At 64.3% G+C, this 18,419-nt stretch carries 13 protein-coding genes, 1 tRNA gene and 1 pseudogene; 11 read left to right on the forward strand and 4 right to left on the reverse strand.

Going from position 1 to position 18,419, the window contains the following annotated elements:
* Positions 1–197 precede the first annotated feature (197 nt).
* Positions 198–1,808 (forward strand): DUF1800 domain-containing protein, encoded by a 1,611-nt coding sequence (locus K4L06_RS04705; RefSeq protein ID WP_221670297.1) that lies wholly within the window; start codon positions 198–200, stop codon positions 1,806–1,808.
* Between the two features lie 8 nt (positions 1,809–1,816).
* On the forward strand, positions 1,817–3,205 hold the full coding sequence (locus K4L06_RS04710) for a DUF1501 domain-containing protein (RefSeq protein ID WP_221670298.1): 1,389 nt from the start codon (positions 1,817–1,819) through the stop codon (positions 3,203–3,205).
* Between the two features lie 118 nt (positions 3,206–3,323).
* On the opposite strand, the gene K4L06_RS04715 is transcribed toward K4L06_RS04710, so the two are convergent.
* Positions 3,324–3,986, reverse strand: coding sequence for a hypothetical protein (locus K4L06_RS04715; RefSeq protein WP_221670299.1), 663 nt, complete (start codon positions 3,984–3,986; stop codon positions 3,324–3,326).
* 118 nt (positions 3,987–4,104) lie between these two features.
* Between K4L06_RS04715 and K4L06_RS04720 the strand changes: the two genes are divergently transcribed.
* The 7 genes and pseudogenes from K4L06_RS04720 (at position 4,105) to K4L06_RS04750 (ending at position 11,298) form a co-directional block, all read left to right on the forward strand.
* The gene (locus tag K4L06_RS04720; RefSeq protein WP_221670300.1) at positions 4,105–5,238 is read left to right on the forward strand and encodes a hypothetical protein; all 1,134 of its coding nucleotides are present in this window, start codon (positions 4,105–4,107) and stop codon (positions 5,236–5,238) included.
* A 125-nt stretch (positions 5,239–5,363) separates the two neighbouring features.
* Positions 5,364–5,439 (forward strand) — tRNA-Ile (locus tag K4L06_RS04725).
* A gap of 178 nt (positions 5,440–5,617) precedes the next feature.
* Complete coding sequence (locus K4L06_RS04730; RefSeq protein ID WP_221670301.1) at positions 5,618–6,244, forward strand: hypothetical protein; 627 nt, start codon at positions 5,618–5,620, stop codon at positions 6,242–6,244.
* A 539-nt stretch (positions 6,245–6,783) separates the two neighbouring features.
* Entirely contained in the window at positions 6,784–7,128 is a 345-nt protein-coding gene (locus tag K4L06_RS04735; RefSeq protein ID WP_221670302.1) for a hypothetical protein, read from the forward strand.
* A gap of 136 nt (positions 7,129–7,264) precedes the next feature.
* Positions 7,265–8,409, forward strand: a pseudogene (locus K4L06_RS04740) (IS3 family transposase).
* Between the two features lie 616 nt (positions 8,410–9,025).
* On the forward strand, positions 9,026–9,415 hold the full coding sequence (locus K4L06_RS04745) for a hypothetical protein (RefSeq protein WP_221670303.1): 390 nt from the start codon (positions 9,026–9,028) through the stop codon (positions 9,413–9,415).
* A 119-nt stretch (positions 9,416–9,534) separates the two neighbouring features.
* On the forward strand, positions 9,535–11,298 hold the full coding sequence (locus tag K4L06_RS04750) for a hypothetical protein (protein WP_221670304.1): 1,764 nt from the start codon (positions 9,535–9,537) through the stop codon (positions 11,296–11,298).
* A gap of 242 nt (positions 11,299–11,540) precedes the next feature.
* Here the strand turns inward: K4L06_RS04750 and K4L06_RS04755 are convergent, their stop codons facing one another.
* Positions 11,541–12,050, reverse strand: coding sequence for a nuclear transport factor 2 family protein (locus K4L06_RS04755; protein WP_221670305.1), 510 nt, complete (start codon positions 12,048–12,050; stop codon positions 11,541–11,543).
* Between the two features lie 754 nt (positions 12,051–12,804).
* On the opposite strand from K4L06_RS04755, the gene K4L06_RS04760 reads away from it, so the two are divergent.
* Positions 12,805–14,586, forward strand: a complete 1,782-nt coding sequence (locus tag K4L06_RS04760) for a glycosyl hydrolase family 18 protein (protein ID WP_221670306.1) — start codon at positions 12,805–12,807, stop codon at positions 14,584–14,586.
* Positions 14,587–14,771: 185 nt separating this feature from the next.
* On the opposite strand, the gene K4L06_RS04765 is transcribed toward K4L06_RS04760, so the two are convergent.
* Together K4L06_RS04765 and K4L06_RS04770 are read right to left on the reverse strand one after the other, a co-directional pair.
* Positions 14,772–16,040: a hypothetical protein gene (locus K4L06_RS04765; protein ID WP_221670307.1), complete on the reverse strand. Its 1,269-nt coding sequence runs from the start codon at positions 16,038–16,040 to the stop codon at positions 14,772–14,774.
* 54 nt (positions 16,041–16,094) lie between these two features.
* Positions 16,095–16,679, reverse strand: a complete 585-nt coding sequence (locus tag K4L06_RS04770; protein WP_221670308.1) for an N-acetylmuramidase family protein — start codon at positions 16,677–16,679, stop codon at positions 16,095–16,097.
* A 354-nt stretch (positions 16,680–17,033) separates the two neighbouring features.
* Here K4L06_RS04770 and K4L06_RS04775 point away from each other — a divergent pair, with 354 nt between their 5' ends.
* Positions 17,034–18,152: a serine hydrolase domain-containing protein gene (locus tag K4L06_RS04775; RefSeq protein WP_255594988.1), complete on the forward strand. Its 1,119-nt coding sequence runs from the start codon at positions 17,034–17,036 to the stop codon at positions 18,150–18,152.
* The last annotated feature ends 267 nt before the right edge of the window (positions 18,153–18,419 follow it).

Raw genomic sequence — 18,419 nt, forward strand, 5'->3', positions numbered from 1 at the left:
CGCGACACCACATAGAGGGGAACTCCATGTCCTTGCAACGCATACGCATCCGAGCGCCGGGCTATGCCGCCCTGGCGCTGCTGACATTCGCCTTGGCCGCCTGCGACAGGCCCGCTCCCAGCGCCGCGACCGCGCCGATGGCGCGCGCACCGCAGTCCGTTCGCACAGCCGCCCAGGCGGTATCCGACGCCGCGCCGATGGCGGTCGAATCCGACGCCGCGGCCGCGCGCTTCCTGGCCCAGGCCACCTTCGGCCCGACCCTGGACGACATCGCCCACCTGCGCCGGCTCGGCAGCTACGAGCGCTGGATCGACGAGCAGTTCGCGCTGCCGGCGTCCTCGCATGCGCGCTATCTGCATGCCTTGCAACCGGACCCGCCCGACACCGGCATCGACGACGACCAGCGCCTGGAGGGCTGGCTGCAGATGGCGATCGGCGGCACGGACGGGCTCACTCCCGGCCTGGTCCACCGCGACCAGTTGCGCCAGCGGGTCGCCTTCGCGCTCAGCGAAATCCTGGTGATCTCGGCCGCCGGTATGCAACAGCGCGCCGGCTTCTCGACCAGCAGCTACTACGACGTATTGGTCGAAGACGGGTTGGGCAATTACCGAACGCTGCTGGAACGGGTGACCCTGCATCCGGCGATGGGCAAGTACCTGTCGATGCTCGGCAACGAGAAACCCGACCCGCTGCTCAACATCCGTCCCGACGAAAACTATGCGCGCGAAGTGATGCAGTTGTTCAGCGTCGGGCTGATCCGGCTGAACCCTAACGGCACGCCGCTGCGCGTCGACGGCAAGACCGTGCCGACCTACGGCCAGGACACGATCCAGGGCTTCGCCCACGTGTTCACCGGCTGGTCGTACCGCGGTTGCGTGCGCTTCCGCAACTGCAAGGCCAACCGCATCGATCCGGTGCGCGAGCAGCCGATGGCGGCGTATCCGGAGTTCCACGCCAGCGCGCAGTCCAAGCAACTGCTCAAGTACCCGGGCGTCGCCCTGCCCGACGGCGTACTGGCGGCCGGCGGCTCGCCCGAGAGCGACCTGCGCGCGGCGCTGGACAATATCTTCCACCACCCCAACGTCGGCCCCTTCATCGGCCGCCAGCTGATCCAGCGCCTGGTGACCAGCAACCCCAGCCGTCCCTACGTCGCCCGCGTCGCGGCCAAATTCGACGATAACGGCGCCGGCGTGCGCGGCGACATGCAGGCGGTGGTCAAGGCCATCCTGCTCGACCCGGAGGCTCGCGCCGCGGTCGCGCCGGAACACTTCGGCAAAGTGCGCGAACCGATGCTGCGCCTGACCCACCTGTGGCGGGCCATGGACGCGCGCAGCCGCAGCGGCCGGTATGTCGCGCGCAGTCCCGACTACTACCAGCGCAACCTCGGCCAGTACCCGCTCGGCTCGCCGTCGGTGTTCAACTTCTTCCGCCCCGACTTCATGCCGATGGGCGAAATGAGCGAGCTGCGCCTGGCCGCGCCGGAGCTGTCGCTGGCCAACGATTCGCTGATCCCGGCGACCAACAACCTGTGGTGGACCCTGCTGCGCTCGTACCACACCGGCAACCCCGACCAGCCCGACAGCGCGATCCTGATGGACTACCGCCGCGACCTGCCGCTGGCGGCCGCCCCCGGCGCCCTGCTCGACCGCTACGACCTGCTGTTCCTGTCCGGGCAGATGTCGCCGGCGATGCGCCAGGTGCTGCTGCGCCGGCTCGAAGACACGCGCAACGACGACGGCGGCCTGGCCCGGGTGCAGCTGGCGCTGTACCTGATCCTCAACTCGCCCGAATACAACGTCCAAAAGTGAGGTCCGCCATGAATAGACGCACGTTCCTCGGCCAGTCGCTGCTGGCCGCCGTCGGCGCCGGTGCCGCCTATGCCGCCCCCTCGGGCCTGAACCTGCTCGGCGCGGCGATCGACCGCTACGGCCCCGGTCAGTTCGACGACTACAAGGCGCTGGTGATGGTGTTCCTCCACGGCGGCAACGACGGCTTCAACACCGTGGTGCCGCTGGAAGGCGCCTACTACGACCGCTACGCCGCGGCCCGCGCGACCCTCGCCCTGCCGGCCTCGGCCTTGCTGCCGCTGGACGCGCTGCCGGGCGGCGGCGCCTCGGACGGCGCGCGCTACGGCCTGCAATCGGCGTTGAGCGAAACCGACGAGATCGGCACCACCGGCCTGCAGCGGCTGTTCGGCCGCGGCGCCGCCGCCGTGCTGGGCAACGTCGGCACCCTGATCCGGCCGACCGACAAGGACGCCTACCTCGGCAACCGGGTGCCGCTGCCGCCGCAGTTGTTCTCGCACTTCGACCAGGCCCAGTACTGGCAGATCTCGCGCAACGACGACAGCCGCCGGCTCGGCTGGGGCGGCCGCATCGCCGATGCGATGGCTCCGGTCAACGGCGACACCGCAGTGCCGATGCTCATCTCGATCAATGCCGCCGCGACGCTGGCGCGCGCCGCCAGCCTCGACCAATACGTGCTGCACCAGACCGGCCCGATGCTGATGACCCCGGCCAACGCCGACACCCGCCAGGCCATGCAGGACCTGGTCGCGCCGGACCTGCAGGCGCATGCGATGGAACGCAGCTACGCCGGCTCGTACCGGCGCGCGCGCGACGTCGGCCAGGCGGTCACCGAAGCCCTGGCCAGCGTGGCCCCGCCGACCACGCCGTTTCCCGACACCGGCCTGGGCGGCGCGCTGCAGATGGTTGCGCACGCGATCGCCGCACGCAACGCGCTCGGCCACCGCCGGCAGATCTACTGCGTCTCCCTGGGCGGCTTCGACACCCACGACGACCAATTGCTCGAACACCCGACCTTGCTGAGCACGCTGTCGCAAGCGCTGACCGCATTCCACGAGGCCACGGTCGAACTCGACATCGACCGCGGCGTCACCGCCTTCACCGCCTCGGACTTCGGCCGCACCCTGTCGTCCAACGGCGACGGCTCCGACCACGGCTGGGGCTCGCACCACTTCGTCGTCGGCGGCGCCGTACGCGGCGGCCGCTACTACGGCCGCATGCCCGACCTCAGCGTCGACGGCCCCGACGACGGCGGCCAGGGCCGGATCATCCCCACCACCTCGGTCGACCAATACGCCGCCACCCTGGCCCGCTGGTTCGGCCTGGGCGAGGACGACATCGACTCGATCCTGCCGAACCTGCGCAACTTTCCGGTGCGGGATTTGGGGTTTTTGGGGTGAGCTTACGGGCCGCGCAGTCCTCCTCGCGGCCGCGGAAACCCGCCCTGTTCGACCCGGCCGGCATCGGCCGGGTCGCGCTCTGATTGCCTCGCCTCGGATGCCGCGCCCGGTGCGCGCCTCAAGCTCCAGGCTTCGGTACGATGCCGCGGATCCGCACCAACGGCGCGAAGTAGGCATGGACCACGGCGACCTCCTCCGCCACGTAGGCCTGCGAGACCTCCGGGAAAAAACCGACGTTGCCGCGGAACCCGCCGGTTTTGGAACCGGGGCCGGATTTCTTCACCGTATAGGTGACCTTACGCTGGTCTTGGCTGATCCGGGGGGCGTAGCCCCGAGGGAAATCTTTGCGGATCAGTTGCAGTGGGGGCAGGAAACGAGTTCCAGCCGGGGCTGTTACCGACACGTGGCATTTTCTTGACTGTCCGACTTTTGATTTGCACTTTTTCGTGCTGACGATCGGGCACTGCGCCTGCTCGTACGCCGTCAACCGCTCGTTTCGCAGATCTTCGTAGACCTGGTCGACTCGACGGTTCAGATTCACCGCCGCCGGCTCCGGCCCGAACTCGGCGCTCTCCTTTCGCCATTTGGCCATCAGCGTGACTGCCAGGGCATCCAACTGCTGTTTTCGCTCCTGCAGATGGAAGGCCGGACGCGGCGGCGGCCGGCCGAAGCAAGCCACAACCTCCGTTTTCTCCGTAAGCGACTTGTTTTCGCATCCGGACAATATCGCTGCGGCGGCGCACACCACCAGGCCGCCTTTCAACACCGATTTAAGGTTCATGCGGGCTCCCCCCTTTTTTGGACTCGCGCATCGGCGCACTTCGCCGACGCGTAGTTGATAGAGCCGCGACCGGGGCGGAAGATACTTCCAAATGCGGCTTGACGCCGAGAGGGAAGCCATGGCAGGCACCACCATCGAAAGAGTACTGGAACCGCTTTACGCCTCGATCGCGGAACCGGCACGGCTGCGCGAGTTCTGCTCCCGCCTGGCCGACGCTACGGGCAGCCATGTCGGCGCGGTGATGACGCAGGACCTGCGCCTGCCAGGAGGCCGTCTCGACCTGGTGGTCGGCGGCGATGCGCAGGAAGCAGCACGTTACGAGCTGGAGTTCGCGGCCGATAATCTCTGGCTGCAACGCGGCGCCCACCGTCTGGCGACCGGTGCCGTACTGGATAGCGACGATTTCGTCCCGCGTCGCGAACTCCGTCTCAGCCGGTACTACAACGAGTACCTGCGGGCGCACGATGTCGAGCAGTCCGTCGCCTTGTGCGCGCACTTCGACGGCAAGAACGTGGTTACGGCCACCGTCTGCCGGTCCGGCAGGCTGCGTCCATACACCAAGCAACACTTGGACGTGTTGCGGCAAGTGGCTCCGCATTGGGTCAACGCCTATGCGCTGCTGCGCCGGATCAAGGGCCTGGAACAACGCATAAACTCGTTGGAAAGCGCAGTGGACAGACTGCCCGTTGCCGTGTTTCTACTCGACGCCGCCGGCCGCGTGGTTCGCTGCAATGCCGCTGCGCAGCCGCTACTCAGCAGCGGCCGCCTGCGCAGCACGCCGACCGGCCTGGCCGCCACCGGGCGGGCCGCGGCCCCGTTCCACGCCCTGGTGCAAGCGGCAACGACCGGCATCCTGCACGACGGCCAACTGCAGCGACGCGGCGGCAACCTGACCCTGCACGCAGCCGAAGGACCGGCCGACTGGGTCGCGGCCATTCACCCATTGTCGAGCGCGTTGAGCGCCGACGATCGATCCGTCGCGATGCTGATCGTCCAGCCGAAAATCGCCTCGGACACCCCCTCGTTCCGCAGCCTGCTGCGCAGCGCCTTCGACCTGACCGGGGCCGAGGCCGCGTTGGCGGCGGCGCTGTACCGGCATGCCGACCTGGCCGCCGCCGCCCAGACCTGCGGCATCACCGCACCGACCGCGAAGACCCGCATCCAGGCCGTTTACGACAAGACCGGCGAACACGGGCAAGCGGCCCTTATGCGCTTGTTGGCGGCGATCGCGACGTCGAGCGGCAATCTCTGACGACTACCCATCGCGTTCGACGGATTCGCCCGCAACCGCCCCTCGGACGCCCCGTCGCGACAAACCAGCCCCGCGCCCCATGGCTTACGCCCCATTCGCTTAGCCATTAGAATGCCCGCTCGCGCGGGCCTATAGCTCAACGGTTAGAGCAGAGGACTCATAATCCTTTGGTTCCAGGTTCGAATCCTGGTGGGCCCACCAACCCCCATTCGCCCCCAACAGCCCTCAACAGCTCCCACTGGCCCTCATTGGCCCCAATGGGTCAGGGTGCGGCATGGCCAGTGTGTGCTTTCGACCCAAAACGGACACCAATCGCTGCCAAGGCGCCTCGGTCAGATTCGGGATAGTATTTGACCGACAACCACCAGTTAAACCCAAGATGGCACTTCGGCGAGTTTTGGCGCTCTTTTTTGGCCATTTTCATGCGACTGGGAATTCCGAAGTTCTCGCTAATCCGTCGCTCGTCAAACGCCGCGATCTAGACCCGTCTCGAATCTGCATGGCAGGTATTAGGCTTGGCGGCGCAGCGACGTCGATTCCCCTGAACAAAGTCGCCCAGGTTACGTCGGCTCCAATAGTTGCTTGTAGCTCCAGCAGTGATGGAAGTAGAAAATACTTTGACGCGGCCGGAAAGCAACTGACCTTGCAAGCGGTAATCGCCAACGCGATGGAGTTTCGAGGCATTCTCCATTACGCGAATTGCCTCAGTTTCGGCATCACGGAGGGTGCCGTTTCTGCATTTTCATTCTACGGCGATCACCTTCGAATGTTCGCTCAGATCAAGACCTTTGAAGCGCTTCTCGCGGAGTTCGGCGAGCCCGACATAACCCTGGTCGATGAAGCGTATGGCGACCATATGGGCTATACGATCTATTACAACCAATCCAAGAAGTTGATGGTTTGGGACAGCTGGGCCAATTCCTTGAGCTCAGTCAGATTCGGCCCTCCGACCGACGAGCTGCTCGGTCGCGCCGACGCAGCCCAGCTGGGCAGATCGCTGTCTTGAGGAGTTCCATGCCGCGTCCGCTCCTGGCCTGATGGCATCGGCTAGGCGACGTGTAACGACCCGCATCGACGGTCGCAGAGCGTCAACCTCACGGCCCTTTGCCTCCCATCGGAGTTGTTCGATGATGTGGACACCACTCCGGGATAGTTCAGCGGTAGAGCGCGCGGCTCCTAACCGAGTGGGCGCTGGTTCGAATCCAGCTCCCGGCCCCACCTCTATTGCACGGTTCACAAGCGCATGTCGACGCACGACGCCGAACTTGAGGGGACGCCCGGCATCGGCGCGGGCTGTCACCGAGCTTGATATGAAATTTGATCACTTGTTGTCTGGGAAGCCCTTCACCGATGCCGATAAGCTTAATTATGAAATGAGGCAAGCCAACTTCGAAATAGACGTTTTCAAGGCATAATGGATTGCAGCTCTGCGAGCATCCGTCGCGTGAAATGGACCTCAAGATCAGTCGGGATGTCTAGTTGAGAACTCACTCAATCCTCCTCGGTGCACTAGTTCTATCTACTGGCTGCAGCTCGCGAGTCGCAGTGGACCAGGTGACGATAAAGCTGGGCGAGGAGCGGCCTCGCAATATCGTCAGTCTGATCGAGGGGCGCCTTACCGCTCACGGATTCGAGCGGTACAACATCAGTCACCCTGACGCGCCTGGCTCGCCCTTGGAGGCGCGCTTCTATGAGGGCAAGGGCAACGCCCATGCGAACATTTACATTGAGTCCGGAGATTGCGTCGGATTCGTAACACTGGTCGATCCGGGAGAGAAGGACATGACTCGCGTTAAGGCGCTCTTTGCTGACGTGAGAAATCTACTCAAACAGAACTCGGACCTCTCATTCACGATCGGTGACTGTTCGAATCCGCCCGAGAAATTTTGACTTGGGTGGCCTTAGGGTGAGCGGCCCCGCCGACTACCGGAACCACTCGCCACGCCAGCCTTACAGCAACTAGTGAATCGCCCCGGGTTTACTAGACATCTCCAAGCCGTAAATTACGGAAATCACGGAGGTGGATATGAGTGGCAGGCGGTATTCGGAAGAGTTCAAGGCCGAGGCGGCCAAGCAGGTGGTCGATCAAGGTCGTTCGGTGCGGGAGGTTTCGACCCGGCTAGGGGTCAGCATCGACTCGCTGTACGCGTGGGTCAGGGAACAACGCAAGGTGCCGGCAACCCGCCAGGTGGACGCCTCGCTGGCGGCGGAGAATCGGCGTCTGCAAGCTGAGCTCAAACGGGTAACCGAAGAACGAGATATCCTAAAAAAGGCCGCAGCGTACTTTGCCAAGGGGTAAGGGCGAAGTACGCCTTCATGCAGGCGCATCTGGATCAATTCCACGTTACCAGCATGTGTCGCGTACTGAGCGTGCAGCGCAGCGGGTTCTACGCGTGGCGGCAGCGGCCGCAAAGCGAGCGTCAGCGCGAAGATCGGCGTCTGCTCGGGATGATCAAGCAGGCATGGCTGGAAAGCGGCACGGTCTACGGCTATCGCAAGGTCGCCGCTGACCTGCGCGATCTGGGTGAGCGTTGCGGCAAGCATCGCGTGGCTCGGTTGATGAAAGGCGAAGGTTTGCGGGCGCAGGTCGGCTATAGCCGTCGCCCGCGATCCGGAGGTGGCCGGATATCGACGGTGGCGCCAAATCATCTGGATAGGCAGTTCATGGTGGCCGCGCCGAATACCCATTGGGTCACTGACATCACCTACATCCGCACGCACGAGGGCTGGTTGTACCTAGCGGTAGTGCTGGATCTGTACTCGCGTCAGATCGTGGGTTGGGCGATGCACGGGAGGATGCATGCCGATCTGGTATTGCAGGCGTTGCTGGCGGCCGTGTGGCGGCGCAAGCCGGCCCCCGGCCTGATGCTGCACTCGGATCAAGGCAGCCAATTCACCGGCGCCTAGTGGCAGGCGTTCTTGAAGGCCCACGGAATCGTCTGCAGCATGAGTCGGCGCGGCAATTGCCACGGCAACGCGGTGGCGGAGAGCTTCTTCCAGTTGCTCAAGCGGGAACGGATCAAACGCAAGATCTATCTGACACGTGATGCGGCACGCAGCGACGTGTTCGACTATATCGAGATGTTCTACAACTCCAAACGCCGGCATGGATCCAACGGAGGCGTCTCTCCGGTAGAGTTCGAGCGGCAGGCGGGACTTTCAGACTTGTAGGTGTCTACAAGGCCCGGGGCGATTCATAGAGACCTGGCGGCAGCGTAGAACGCCAATTGTCGAAGGTCGCATTCGGCAAGATACATCTAGCACCGTGCGACTTCGAATTCCGATGGAGCGCGCCGCCGGTGGTGGCAATCAGGAAACATCCGGCCGACCAACTCATGCAGCGAAGTGGGAGTGGCCTCGTAGCCGCCCTCCCTCATGGCAGCGGCTTTTCCTCCGAAGCATCAGCGTCGATTTGGCCGCTGTACGCATGAAACTTCTCACTCGCCGCCCCCGATGCTTTTGCGAGCAGCGTCGCAATGACGCGAAACAGCCGCCGAATTTTGTGAGCCGAATCAAGCATCGATCAAAAACATTGGCCGCCGCTTGCGCTTGACAGCGTAGTAGCTGGCGATGCGCTAGGACCCAGATGCTCGAACCTAAGACGGTCGCCAGGACGGTAGCGCCCATTGGGCGTCCTTTCCGGCATGCACGTGCCATGCGGCGCCGGCTCCACGGAGCCGGCGGCATGACAGCCGATGAAGGCAGCAGCGGCGCCTCACCCAATCCCGGAAGCCAATCAATATAAGGAGATTCCATCGTGGGCATCCAATGGTCGGACCCTCAATCCTTGGACTACATCCCCGACGGCAAGCTGGTGACGTTCACGGCGATGCATCAGGCCGAATACACGCAGTACGTCCAGATCGTCGACTCCAGCGGCAACCCGATCAGTTTCTATCGCCTGGACGGCGTTCAGGAGACCTTCCCGATCTCGGGAAGCGGCGTCAACGTCGGCTTCCTCCAGAACGGCGCCGGCCGGTTCACCATGGCGACCGGGATGCGGGTCCAGTTCGGCAGCAGCGGGCCTTACGTTCCCAAGGTCTCGGCGGGCAACCCCGTCGTGTTCTTCATCAACAAAGTGGTCGGCGGGGGCAACTTGTACGTGACGGAAGACGGTACCGATAACGACTACAACGACACCAACTTCGCCATCCAGTGGTACCAGTACGTGGGCTGACCCGCCCCCGCCCCCTTCCCGACTGAGGCGGGGACGGCACGAAAACTCGAGAATTTCCATGGCTGCCGCGATGGATCGCATGGATTCACCACGGAGCGAAACAACGACGGAGTGCGGCAATGAAGACCAAGATCATCATGTTCGGCGCGCTCGCCAGCGCGCTGGCGATGGCGACATCGTGTACGAAAACCGAACCCAATGTCGCCGTTTCACCGAGCTCCAAGGATCAAACGACATCGTTTCCGGGCGGCGAACCGATCACGCCGGCCGACCTGACCGCGACCCCGGCAGCCCTGCCCGCCGCCCCGCCGGCGTACAACTACGACCCCTATAAGCCCAACATCACCCACGCGGAATACGCGCGCTTTGCCTGGCGGCAGTTCATCCACTTCAATTCCCCCGCGAAGAAGAATGGCGTCGATGCCGCCGGCAAGTCTCCGGTCGTGCGAGGAGCGATCGATCCGACCCGCAACTTCGCCGCATCCGGCGCCATCGACTTCCACCAGAGCGGCAGAACCGCCAGCTCCAACTTCAGCAGCAATCAGTTGGTCTGGGAGACCTTCGCTCATCGGTCCGAGCTGTTCCCCGCGGGATCGGCTCCGAAAGGAAACCTCGCCAACCTGGATCCTCAGTACGCCTTCCAGGAAGGCCTCAAGGTCGCGTCGACCGACGCCCGATTCAACAATCTCGACGAAAATACCCAGATCGGCCAGAACCAGATTTTCTTCCCGAAGAACGGCAACACGCCGTCGACCAATCCCCAGGACGATCACATCATCTTGTTCCAGGCCAAGGTGAGCCCGGTCGAATACGACTACGTGAAATCCATCTACAACGCCGAGAATCCTCCCACCGCACTGGAACTTCCGCCCAACGGGACGAACCAGAACGAGTCCGTGGAGGTCAAGTCGGCGTGGCGGGAAATGACGCCCGAGTTGATCGCGTCCGGCCGCTATCACACCGCCGAGGCGCTGTACTACTACAGGGAGAACGGCAAGATCCAGGCCCGGGTGGCCACCTTCGGCCTGGTCGGCCTGCACATCCTGCGCAAGATGGAGAACTACCCGACGTTCGTCTACACCACCTTCGAACAGGTGGACAGCCTGACCACGCCGGACAAGCAAAAAACCGGCTTGTATGTCATCAACCTCTACGATCAACTGCAATACGATGCATCGGTAGCGCCGGGGACGCGGCCGACGGCCATCCTCAATTCCGGACCCAACCGGACCGCGGTCGTGCTGCCCTTGGCGGGCGCCATAGACACCGCCCACGGCTACGATGTCGTTCCCGGCTCGTTCGACCTGCCTGAGGGATTTACGGGTCCGGTCAGAGTCCAGAATCCGCCGGTAGCGACCCTCGCTGTCAGTACGGTCAACGCCGAAGTCCAGCAAGCCATGGCCGGCTCGCCCGCGTTCAAGGATTCGGTGTGGCAATACTATCGCCTCGTCGGGTTGCAGGTATTGCCAACTAACGAGGACAGCTCGATCACGCCGAGCAAGCCCGATCCGCTGACCCAGGACTATTACCTGGCGAACATCGTGGTCGAGAGCAGCCAGCCCGGCATCCAGTTGTTCAAGGGCGGCGTCAAGGATCCCCACCCCGACAAGCAGGATTTCACCCTGCTGGCCAAGCGCGGGCTGGCGAGCATCCGAAACGTGAAGGGGCTGCCTCCGAAATCCGACCAACTGGTGATGGGCGGATGCATGGGTTGCCACGGCAACGCGCAATATCCCAGGGACAAAGACACCGGTCTGGGCCCGAGTATCTTCAGCTTCCTGATCAACCAGGACACCATGACCGGGCAGGGCTTCAGCGCCGACGTGCGCAACGAATCCCCCGAGGCCTTGCGCGCGAAAAGGCTGGAGTATCTGTCCTACTAGGCAAGGCGTCGACCCGGAAGCGTTCTCGCTTCCGGGTCATGCGTAGTGGTCGCGCGGCGCCATCGAGCCTGGGGCCAAGCCTTGATCACCAGTGACCCCCGTTGGCTCTCGAATGCCTTCAACGGCGCCTTCAGCGAGTTGGAATCGGTGCTTCGCGACTCCACCAACATCGGCAGGCTATCCGCGCCATCTGCGCGACAAAAGTCCCGTTCTTAATGATTTCCCCAGCACCGCGTGCATGCCTAGCGGATGTCCTGCCTTTGCATAAGCGTGTCGGCGTGCCGATGAACGACACGCCAGCCTTCCGGCTCGCGCCGGAAGATGGTGGTGACGCGGTAATCGCGTTGGGCGCCCTCCGGATATCCAGGACGGCGATAACGAATGTGTTCGTACTGCACGATATAGGCCAATTCTCCGCTCACCGCCGTCTGGACCTGCTCGATGCGCTTGGTGCCGTTGGCATCCAGGAACTGGGAGCTCGCCCAGTCGAGCCGGGAGCTGACCTCGCTCCATCCTTTTGCGGTAGCGCCGCCCGCCGCTCCCGACAGCGTTACATCGTCCGAGTGCGACCAAAGTGCCTTAACGGCCTCAGCCCTGCCGTTATAGAACAAGGTCGCGGCGTCGGCATACTTGCGAAGCATGGCCTGCAGGTCCGCATCGGGCACCGACTGCACGGACGTTTCTGCGGCAGAGCTCGCGCTCGCTGCGATCAGGAGCGCGGCTGCGAAAACGAAGGGGCGCAACGATTTCATGATCGACTCCTTGTGGCGGTTGGTACGCGGCGTGCCTCGATCAAGTCGAGCCGCGAAACGGCTTCGGCTTGAATGCATTGCCAGGCGGCATAGTCAGTCTCCTCCCTCCAGCAGCGAACGTATTGCGCTGCGTGCCACAGGCCAGGCCGGCGATGCGGGACGAGCCACGCTCCGTCGAATGAGGCGTAGCAACCCATCGATGGCCCAAACCGGGTCAGGGCAGCATTTACGTCGATGCCACATCCATGGCGCAGCCCACAAACCCCACTCCTAGCCAGGGCCTGCGGCCAAGGCATGGACAACCTCAACCCTACCCAAGTACAGGCCACCCCCTGCATACCCATCAAGCAGGAATAGGGGTCCGGAAACAGGCGCAAACGGAAATCGGAACGGGCTCAATGAAAGTCCGCGCCGGCCCCTGTTTATCCAATCTTCGACACGATCGCGGACGCACGTGCTCATGCGCCGCATGAGCGCGAGTTTCGCGATGTGACGCTCGCCGCATTAATCGGAGATGGACAACTTGACAGGCGGATCGTCGCCCACCACAGTCGGCGGCGTCCTATAGCGCTGCACATGCATGCGGCGCACTGCGCGGTTCGGCAACCGACCGCGCCACCGTCGTCATTGGTTCTCTGGGGGGAACGGCCGCGCCGCAGCGGGTTTGCCGCGCGTGGCTCGAGGTCGGCGCGTCCGCGCCCGCCTCCTTCCCTATCCATCAGGCATCTGGAGAACACACCTAATGAGCGTCAGATTGTCAGGAATCTTGCTGTCCGGCTTTTTGCTGGCGGCCGGGCTGTCGCCCGCGCAGGCGCAGAGCGTCAGCTGCACGGGGATCGCCGAATGGAACGCGGCCACCATCTATAGCGCGGGCAGCAAGCTCGTCTATCAGGGGCGGCTGTACCAGGCGACCATGTCGATCTGGAATACGCCGCCCACGCACTGCCCCAGCTGCGGCTACTACCAGGACCTGGGCGCCTGCAGCGCGGGCGGCAACCCGCCGCCGACGGTCAGCCTGACCGCGCCGGCGAACGGCGCGAGCTTCACGGCAGGCGCCACCATCACCGCCACAGCGAACGCAGCCGATAGCAACGGCAGCGTCGCCCAGGTGCAGTTCTTCCGTGGCGGCACTTCGCTGGGCATCGATACCGCGTCTCCCTACAGCGCGACCTGGACCAATGCGGCCGCAGGCAGCTACGCGATCACCGCGGTCGCCACCGACAACGAAGGCGCCACCACGACGTCCGCAGCGGCAAACATCACCGTCAATGCCGGGACGCCCGACACCACCGCACCCAGCGTGCCGGCCGGACTGGCCGCGACGTCGGTGACCTCGTCCAGCGTCAACTTGAGCTGGAACGCCTCCACCGACAATGCGGGCGGCAGCGGCGTCGCCGGCTACGACGTCTACCGCAACGGCACGCTGGTCGGCTCGCCTGCGGGTACGTCCTTCAGCGACACCGGCTTGGCCGCATCCACGGCCTACGCCTACCGCGTGCGTGCCCGCGACAACGCCGGCAACGCCTCGGCGCAGGGCACGCAGATCAGCGCGACCACCAGCGCCGGCGGCGACAACACCCTGCCGCGGCATGCGCTGGTGGGGTACTGGCACAACTTCACCAATCCGTCCGGTCCCACCATCCCGATCAGCCAGGTCGCCAACGACTTCGACGTCATCGTGGTCGCCTTCGGCGACGATGCGGGCAACGGCGCGGTCAGCTTCACGGTCGATCCGGGCGCCGGAACCGAAGCGCAGTTCAGGGCCGACGTGGCCGCGGCGCGGGCGCGCGGCAAGAAGGTCGTGCTGTCGCTGGGCGGCCAGAACGGCACGGTGACGCTGAACAACGCGACCCAGGTCGCCAACTTCGTCGCCAGCATGGAGGACCTGATCCGCTACTACGGTTTCGACGGCGTGGACATCGACCTGGAAAGCGGCGCGGGCGTCTACCACGGCGCGGCCGTGCAGACCAACCTGGTCGCGGCCGTCAAGCAGCTCAGTACGCGCATCGGTCCGTCGTTCTACCTGTCGATGGCGCCCGAGCACCCGTATGTCCAAGGCGGCTTCACCGCTTACAGCGGAATCTGGGGCGCCTATCTGCCGATCATCGACGGACTGCGCCAGGAGCTGGACCTGATCCACGTGCAGTACTACAACAACGGCGCGCTGTATACGCCGTACAGCCAGAACGGCCTGGCCGAAGGCACGGTCGACATGCTGGTCGGCGCCAGCCTGATGCTGATCGAAGGGTTCAGGACCAACAACGGCACCGGCGTCGTCTTCAACGGCCTGCGGCCGGACCAGGTCGCGCTGGGACTGCCCTCGGGCCCCTCCTCGGCCAACAGCGGACAGGCCTCTTCGGCCACGATCGCCAATGCGCTGAACTGCCTGACGCGGCTGCAGAACTGCGGAACCATCCGGCCCCAGCAAGCCTATCCCACGTTCCGCGGCGTCATGACCTGGTCGATCAATTGGGACCGGCGCGACGGCTTCATCTTCTCCAGGCCGGTGCGGGCGACCTTGAACGCCCTGCCCTGACCGGCAGCGAATAGTCGGAGGGCAAGGCTTCGCCTGCCCTCCGACGCCTCTCTACTCGGCGCCCTCGATGGGCGCCGACTTTTTGTGTCGCTGCCCTGGAGTCGATTCCAAGGCCAGGGCGCAGCCCGGTCGTCCCTGCATGCGGCACGAGAGCCTCGCACCATTAAGAGGGTCGGCCCCGCAGGCTATTCCTGCTGCTCGGGAAATTTGAATCCGATATAGGTGCCGGAACTCAATCCCATCAGCCCCAACAATGTGGCGCTGAACTCCGGCATGGCCAGGCTGTTGTAGACGGACGACAAGAACATGATTCCGAGCACGATCGTCCAGGCGAAGATCTGGAATCGATGGAAGGAATAGCCATGGCGGTCGGCCATGACGTCGCGAAGGAATCCGCGCGTCGCGCGAGCCGGCTTTGTCGACTCCAGCGACGAGAGGCAGCGATCCGCCTGGTCCAGCTGCGCCTTGCCCTGCTGAATCTGCTTGTCGATGCTGTCGCGGCCGGCCGTGTCGTCGGACGACATCGCAGCCGTAGATTCGGCATCCGCGCACTGGGACTGCAAGTCGGCGACGGCCTGCTCCATCGTCTGTCGCCGCGCCAGCATGTCCCGCCGCTGCTCCGATCGCGCCGCTTCCTTGCTGGAATCGATCAAGGCCTCGCTCAGCGCGGTTCCGGCGCTGATCCCCATCAGTCCCAGCAGCGACGGCGTGATCGTATCCAGCATGTCGGTGATCAGCCAGATCACCAGGTAGGAAACGTAGACAAGAAAGAACCAGAACGCCATCTGCGTTCGCCCCAGGTTGTACGCCTTGGCTCTCCCATCGGCCGGATTGGGGCCCGGGTCGCGAACGATATTGGTTTTTCTTGCGAGGCGCACGAACAGCACCAGAGTGACCAAAGCGACGACCGTCGCGACCACTCCCCACTCCGGGGAAATGACCGTCATCTGGATCGGATTGCTCTTGTCGTAGACGGTGTCGAATGGCGAATGATCCTCCAAGCCGACGCTGAACCTCACCGGCCGCCGGATGCTCTCCGGCGCCCCCAGCAAGTCCGTCCAGAGCTCCCGGTTACCCGATGTGATCTTCAGATGGAAGTAGACACGCCCCTCGCGAGGATGGATTTCCTCCGGGTAATTGCCGCGAATCGCCCGGCCGTCGATGAAGGGAACGAGTTTTGTGGGATCGTGAGCGGCCGACCACTCCCTCAAGTTGTCGATCGTGACCTCTGCGATAGCGTCGAGCTGAAGCTCTCCTTCGACGCCGGAGACCTTCGGCGCCGAAATAGATACTGCCGCGGAGCCGGCCGGATCCGGGTTGATAGTGGCACCGCCGTACGCTGCCGCGGCCTGCGCATCGGAAACCTGCGCCCCTGCCTCGGCGGATGCCTCGCACAGGATCATCAGCGCCAACACTGGCGCAAGAACGAAATAGTTCCAGGCTCTATTCGACATGATCGTTCGCTTCGCCAATCCCTGAAGGAGCTCCCCGTCGGCAAACCGATACGGTCACGCACTGCGCATGCAGAACCGCGAATAGGCGGTGGCAAGCTTGGAGTCGTAGCAGTTCCTGGAAAACTCCGGCCCGTTGTACGTGGCCGCGAAACCTTTCCAGTCTTTGCCCCGCAGTGCGCGGATCAGCTTCGGATGGGCGATCAGGCGGGAGAATGCGGCCAGTTGGGCGTCCGCGCTTTCCTTGTTCGCGGCGACGAAAGCTTCGACATCGTCGAACCCGCACATGGCGTAATTGAATCCCATGATCTGAAACGCGCCCCAACTCGCGGACTCCAGCGCGGCCGCGCGATCGAGGACGCAGGCGGCATCCATCCGCCTCCATTCTCCCGCCACCGAGCCGGAGTACTTGGTTCTATCCCAATGGGGATAGCTCAGCTCGGGATGGCTGGAGTCGAAGCGCCCCTTGGTCTGGCGATGGAACACGTGGCCTTCGAAAAGGATCTTGGGCAGTTGCGAAGGCGGCCGCATGAATCCGCTGCCCGAGGACTCGACCTCGGCCACGGCTTTCAGGCTGGCTTCGTCCACGCCCAGCGATTCCGCTAGGGTTTTCCACGCCTGCGGCGAGATGACCCGATTCATTTCAGTCTCCACCTGGATGAGGTCGATGCGAGGGACGAGCCGCGATAGCGGTACGGATGGCCAAGGATGGCGCGCACATCGAGTACAGGCACGCAGCAGTCCGCCATTCAATGCCGTCGGCTGCCTCTGCTTCCGTTCAACGCTGCAACGCCCGACTCGTGAACCGCACCAGCCAAGCAACCGGGCAACGGGAAATCGCGGCAGAGCCCCCCTCCCCTGGATCTCTCGCGCTCTTGGACCGGGAGCGGCCTCGACCAGTCCTTGCTTCGATGGCGCCTTAAACCCTTCGCCGCCGAAACGCATCGCACAGAGGCCGTCGCAAGGACGGCCCAACACCACCCAAGGGGAGTCTGCATGCTGTCCGGAACGAAACGCACCGCCACCTTCTTTGTTGCGATCCTGATGACGGTGCCGTGCCTGGCGTCCGCAGCCGACGCCTTGGACGAAGCCAACGGCAAGGCCCGTCGGTTCGTCCGCCAGACCATGCAGGAGCAGCGGATACCGGGCCTGCAGATCGCGGTCATTCGCGACGGCCGGGTCGTGCTGTCGGAAAGCCACGGTTTCGCCAATGTCGAGAACCGCGTGCCGGTGAACGATACGACGCTGTTCCCGATCAATTCCGCGACCAAGCCCTTCACCGGAGTGGCGCTGATGCAACTGGTCGCCGATGGGCGGGTGGAGCTGGATGCGCCGATCTCGCGCTATCTGGACGATCTGCCGATCGCCTGGCGCGAGATCCGCGTGCGCCAATTGCTCGGCCATACTTCCGGCCTGCCCGACATCGTCGACGGCGACGGGTTGGTGGGAGGAGGCACCGAGTCGCAAGCCTGGGCGGCGGTCAAGCAGCGACCGCTGGAAGCGCCGGCAGGCGAACGATTCGCCTACAACCAGACCAACTACGGCCTGCTGGCGCAGATCGTGACCCGGCTGACCCATCGGCCCTTCGAACGCTTCCTGGCGGAGCGTCAATTCGCCGTGGCGGACATGCCTTCGACCACGTTCGGCGACAGTTACGACTTGGTACCCAATGCGGCGACGGTCTACAGCCTCTCGCCTCGCGGCAGCTTGGCCGCGGACGATAGCCATCGGCTGTCGCATTGGTTCTACGACATCCCCTACAGCCTGTGGTCGGGCGGAGGCATCCAGACCACCGCCGGCGAGCTGTCGCGCTGGCTGCTCGCGCTGTCGAACGGGCGGCTGATCGATCCGTCCGCGGTCCAGCGCATGTGGACGCCGGAAAAGCTGAGCGATGGCGGCGATGCGGACTGGGGCCTCGGCTGGCCGGTGCTGCAGTCGTCTCCGCCTCGGCGGGTGGCGGGTATCGGCGGCGCACGCGCCGCATTCGTCGTCTATCCGGACCAAGGCCTGACGGTGATCGTGCTGACCAATCTTGCCGGATCGAACCCGCAAAGGTTCATACCGAAGATCGCCGAGTTCTATCTGCCGCCCGAGCAAACCGCGCCCCGCCGTTAACGCCGCCGGCCTCGCCGTCGATCCACCGCTTCGCGCCTGCGCGACGCAAAGCGCCGCCGCGTCGAACGTCGTCGCTCGATCGGCGCCGGCAGGTACCGGCAGACCGGCCCGCGCATGATGCGACGCATCATGTGCTAGCGTCGCCCGTTCCAGGCGCGCCGGAAGTCGCCGCCGTTTTCGGCCGGCTCGCGTCGTCGCGATACGCGATGCGCGCGCCGTCACGGCCTGGCCGGGGATGGGTCGCGGCGGCTTTCAACGGAGGAAAAC

Origin of the sequence: Lysobacter sp. BMK333-48F3, from assembly GCF_019733395.1 — a bacterium.
In the GTDB taxonomy this organism is placed as follows: domain Bacteria; phylum Pseudomonadota; class Gammaproteobacteria; order Xanthomonadales; family Xanthomonadaceae; genus Lysobacter.

Coding starts and splice junctions, on each gene's coding strand:
- K4L06_RS04770 (WP_221670308.1), bottom strand. CDS start 16,679: ATGAATCGGGTCATCTCGCCGCAGGCGTGGAAAACCCTAGCGGAATCG.
- K4L06_RS04750 (WP_221670304.1), top strand. CDS start 9,535: ATGAAGACCAAGATCATCATGTTCGGCGCGCTCGCCAGCGCGCTGGCG.
- K4L06_RS04705 (WP_221670297.1), top strand. CDS start 198: ATGGCGGTCGAATCCGACGCCGCGGCCGCGCGCTTCCTGGCCCAGGCC.
- K4L06_RS04755 (WP_221670305.1), bottom strand. CDS start 12,050: ATGAAATCGTTGCGCCCCTTCGTTTTCGCAGCCGCGCTCCTGATCGCA.
- K4L06_RS04730 (WP_221670301.1), top strand. CDS start 5,618: ATGGCACTTCGGCGAGTTTTGGCGCTCTTTTTTGGCCATTTTCATGCG.
- K4L06_RS04715 (WP_221670299.1), bottom strand. CDS start 3,986: ATGAACCTTAAATCGGTGTTGAAAGGCGGCCTGGTGGTGTGCGCCGCC.
- K4L06_RS04775 (WP_255594988.1), top strand. CDS start 17,034: ATGCTGTCCGGAACGAAACGCACCGCCACCTTCTTTGTTGCGATCCTG.
- K4L06_RS04710 (WP_221670298.1), top strand. CDS start 1,817: ATGAATAGACGCACGTTCCTCGGCCAGTCGCTGCTGGCCGCCGTCGGC.
- K4L06_RS04720 (WP_221670300.1), top strand. CDS start 4,105: ATGGCAGGCACCACCATCGAAAGAGTACTGGAACCGCTTTACGCCTCG.
- K4L06_RS04765 (WP_221670307.1), bottom strand. CDS start 16,040: ATGTCGAATAGAGCCTGGAACTATTTCGTTCTTGCGCCAGTGTTGGCG.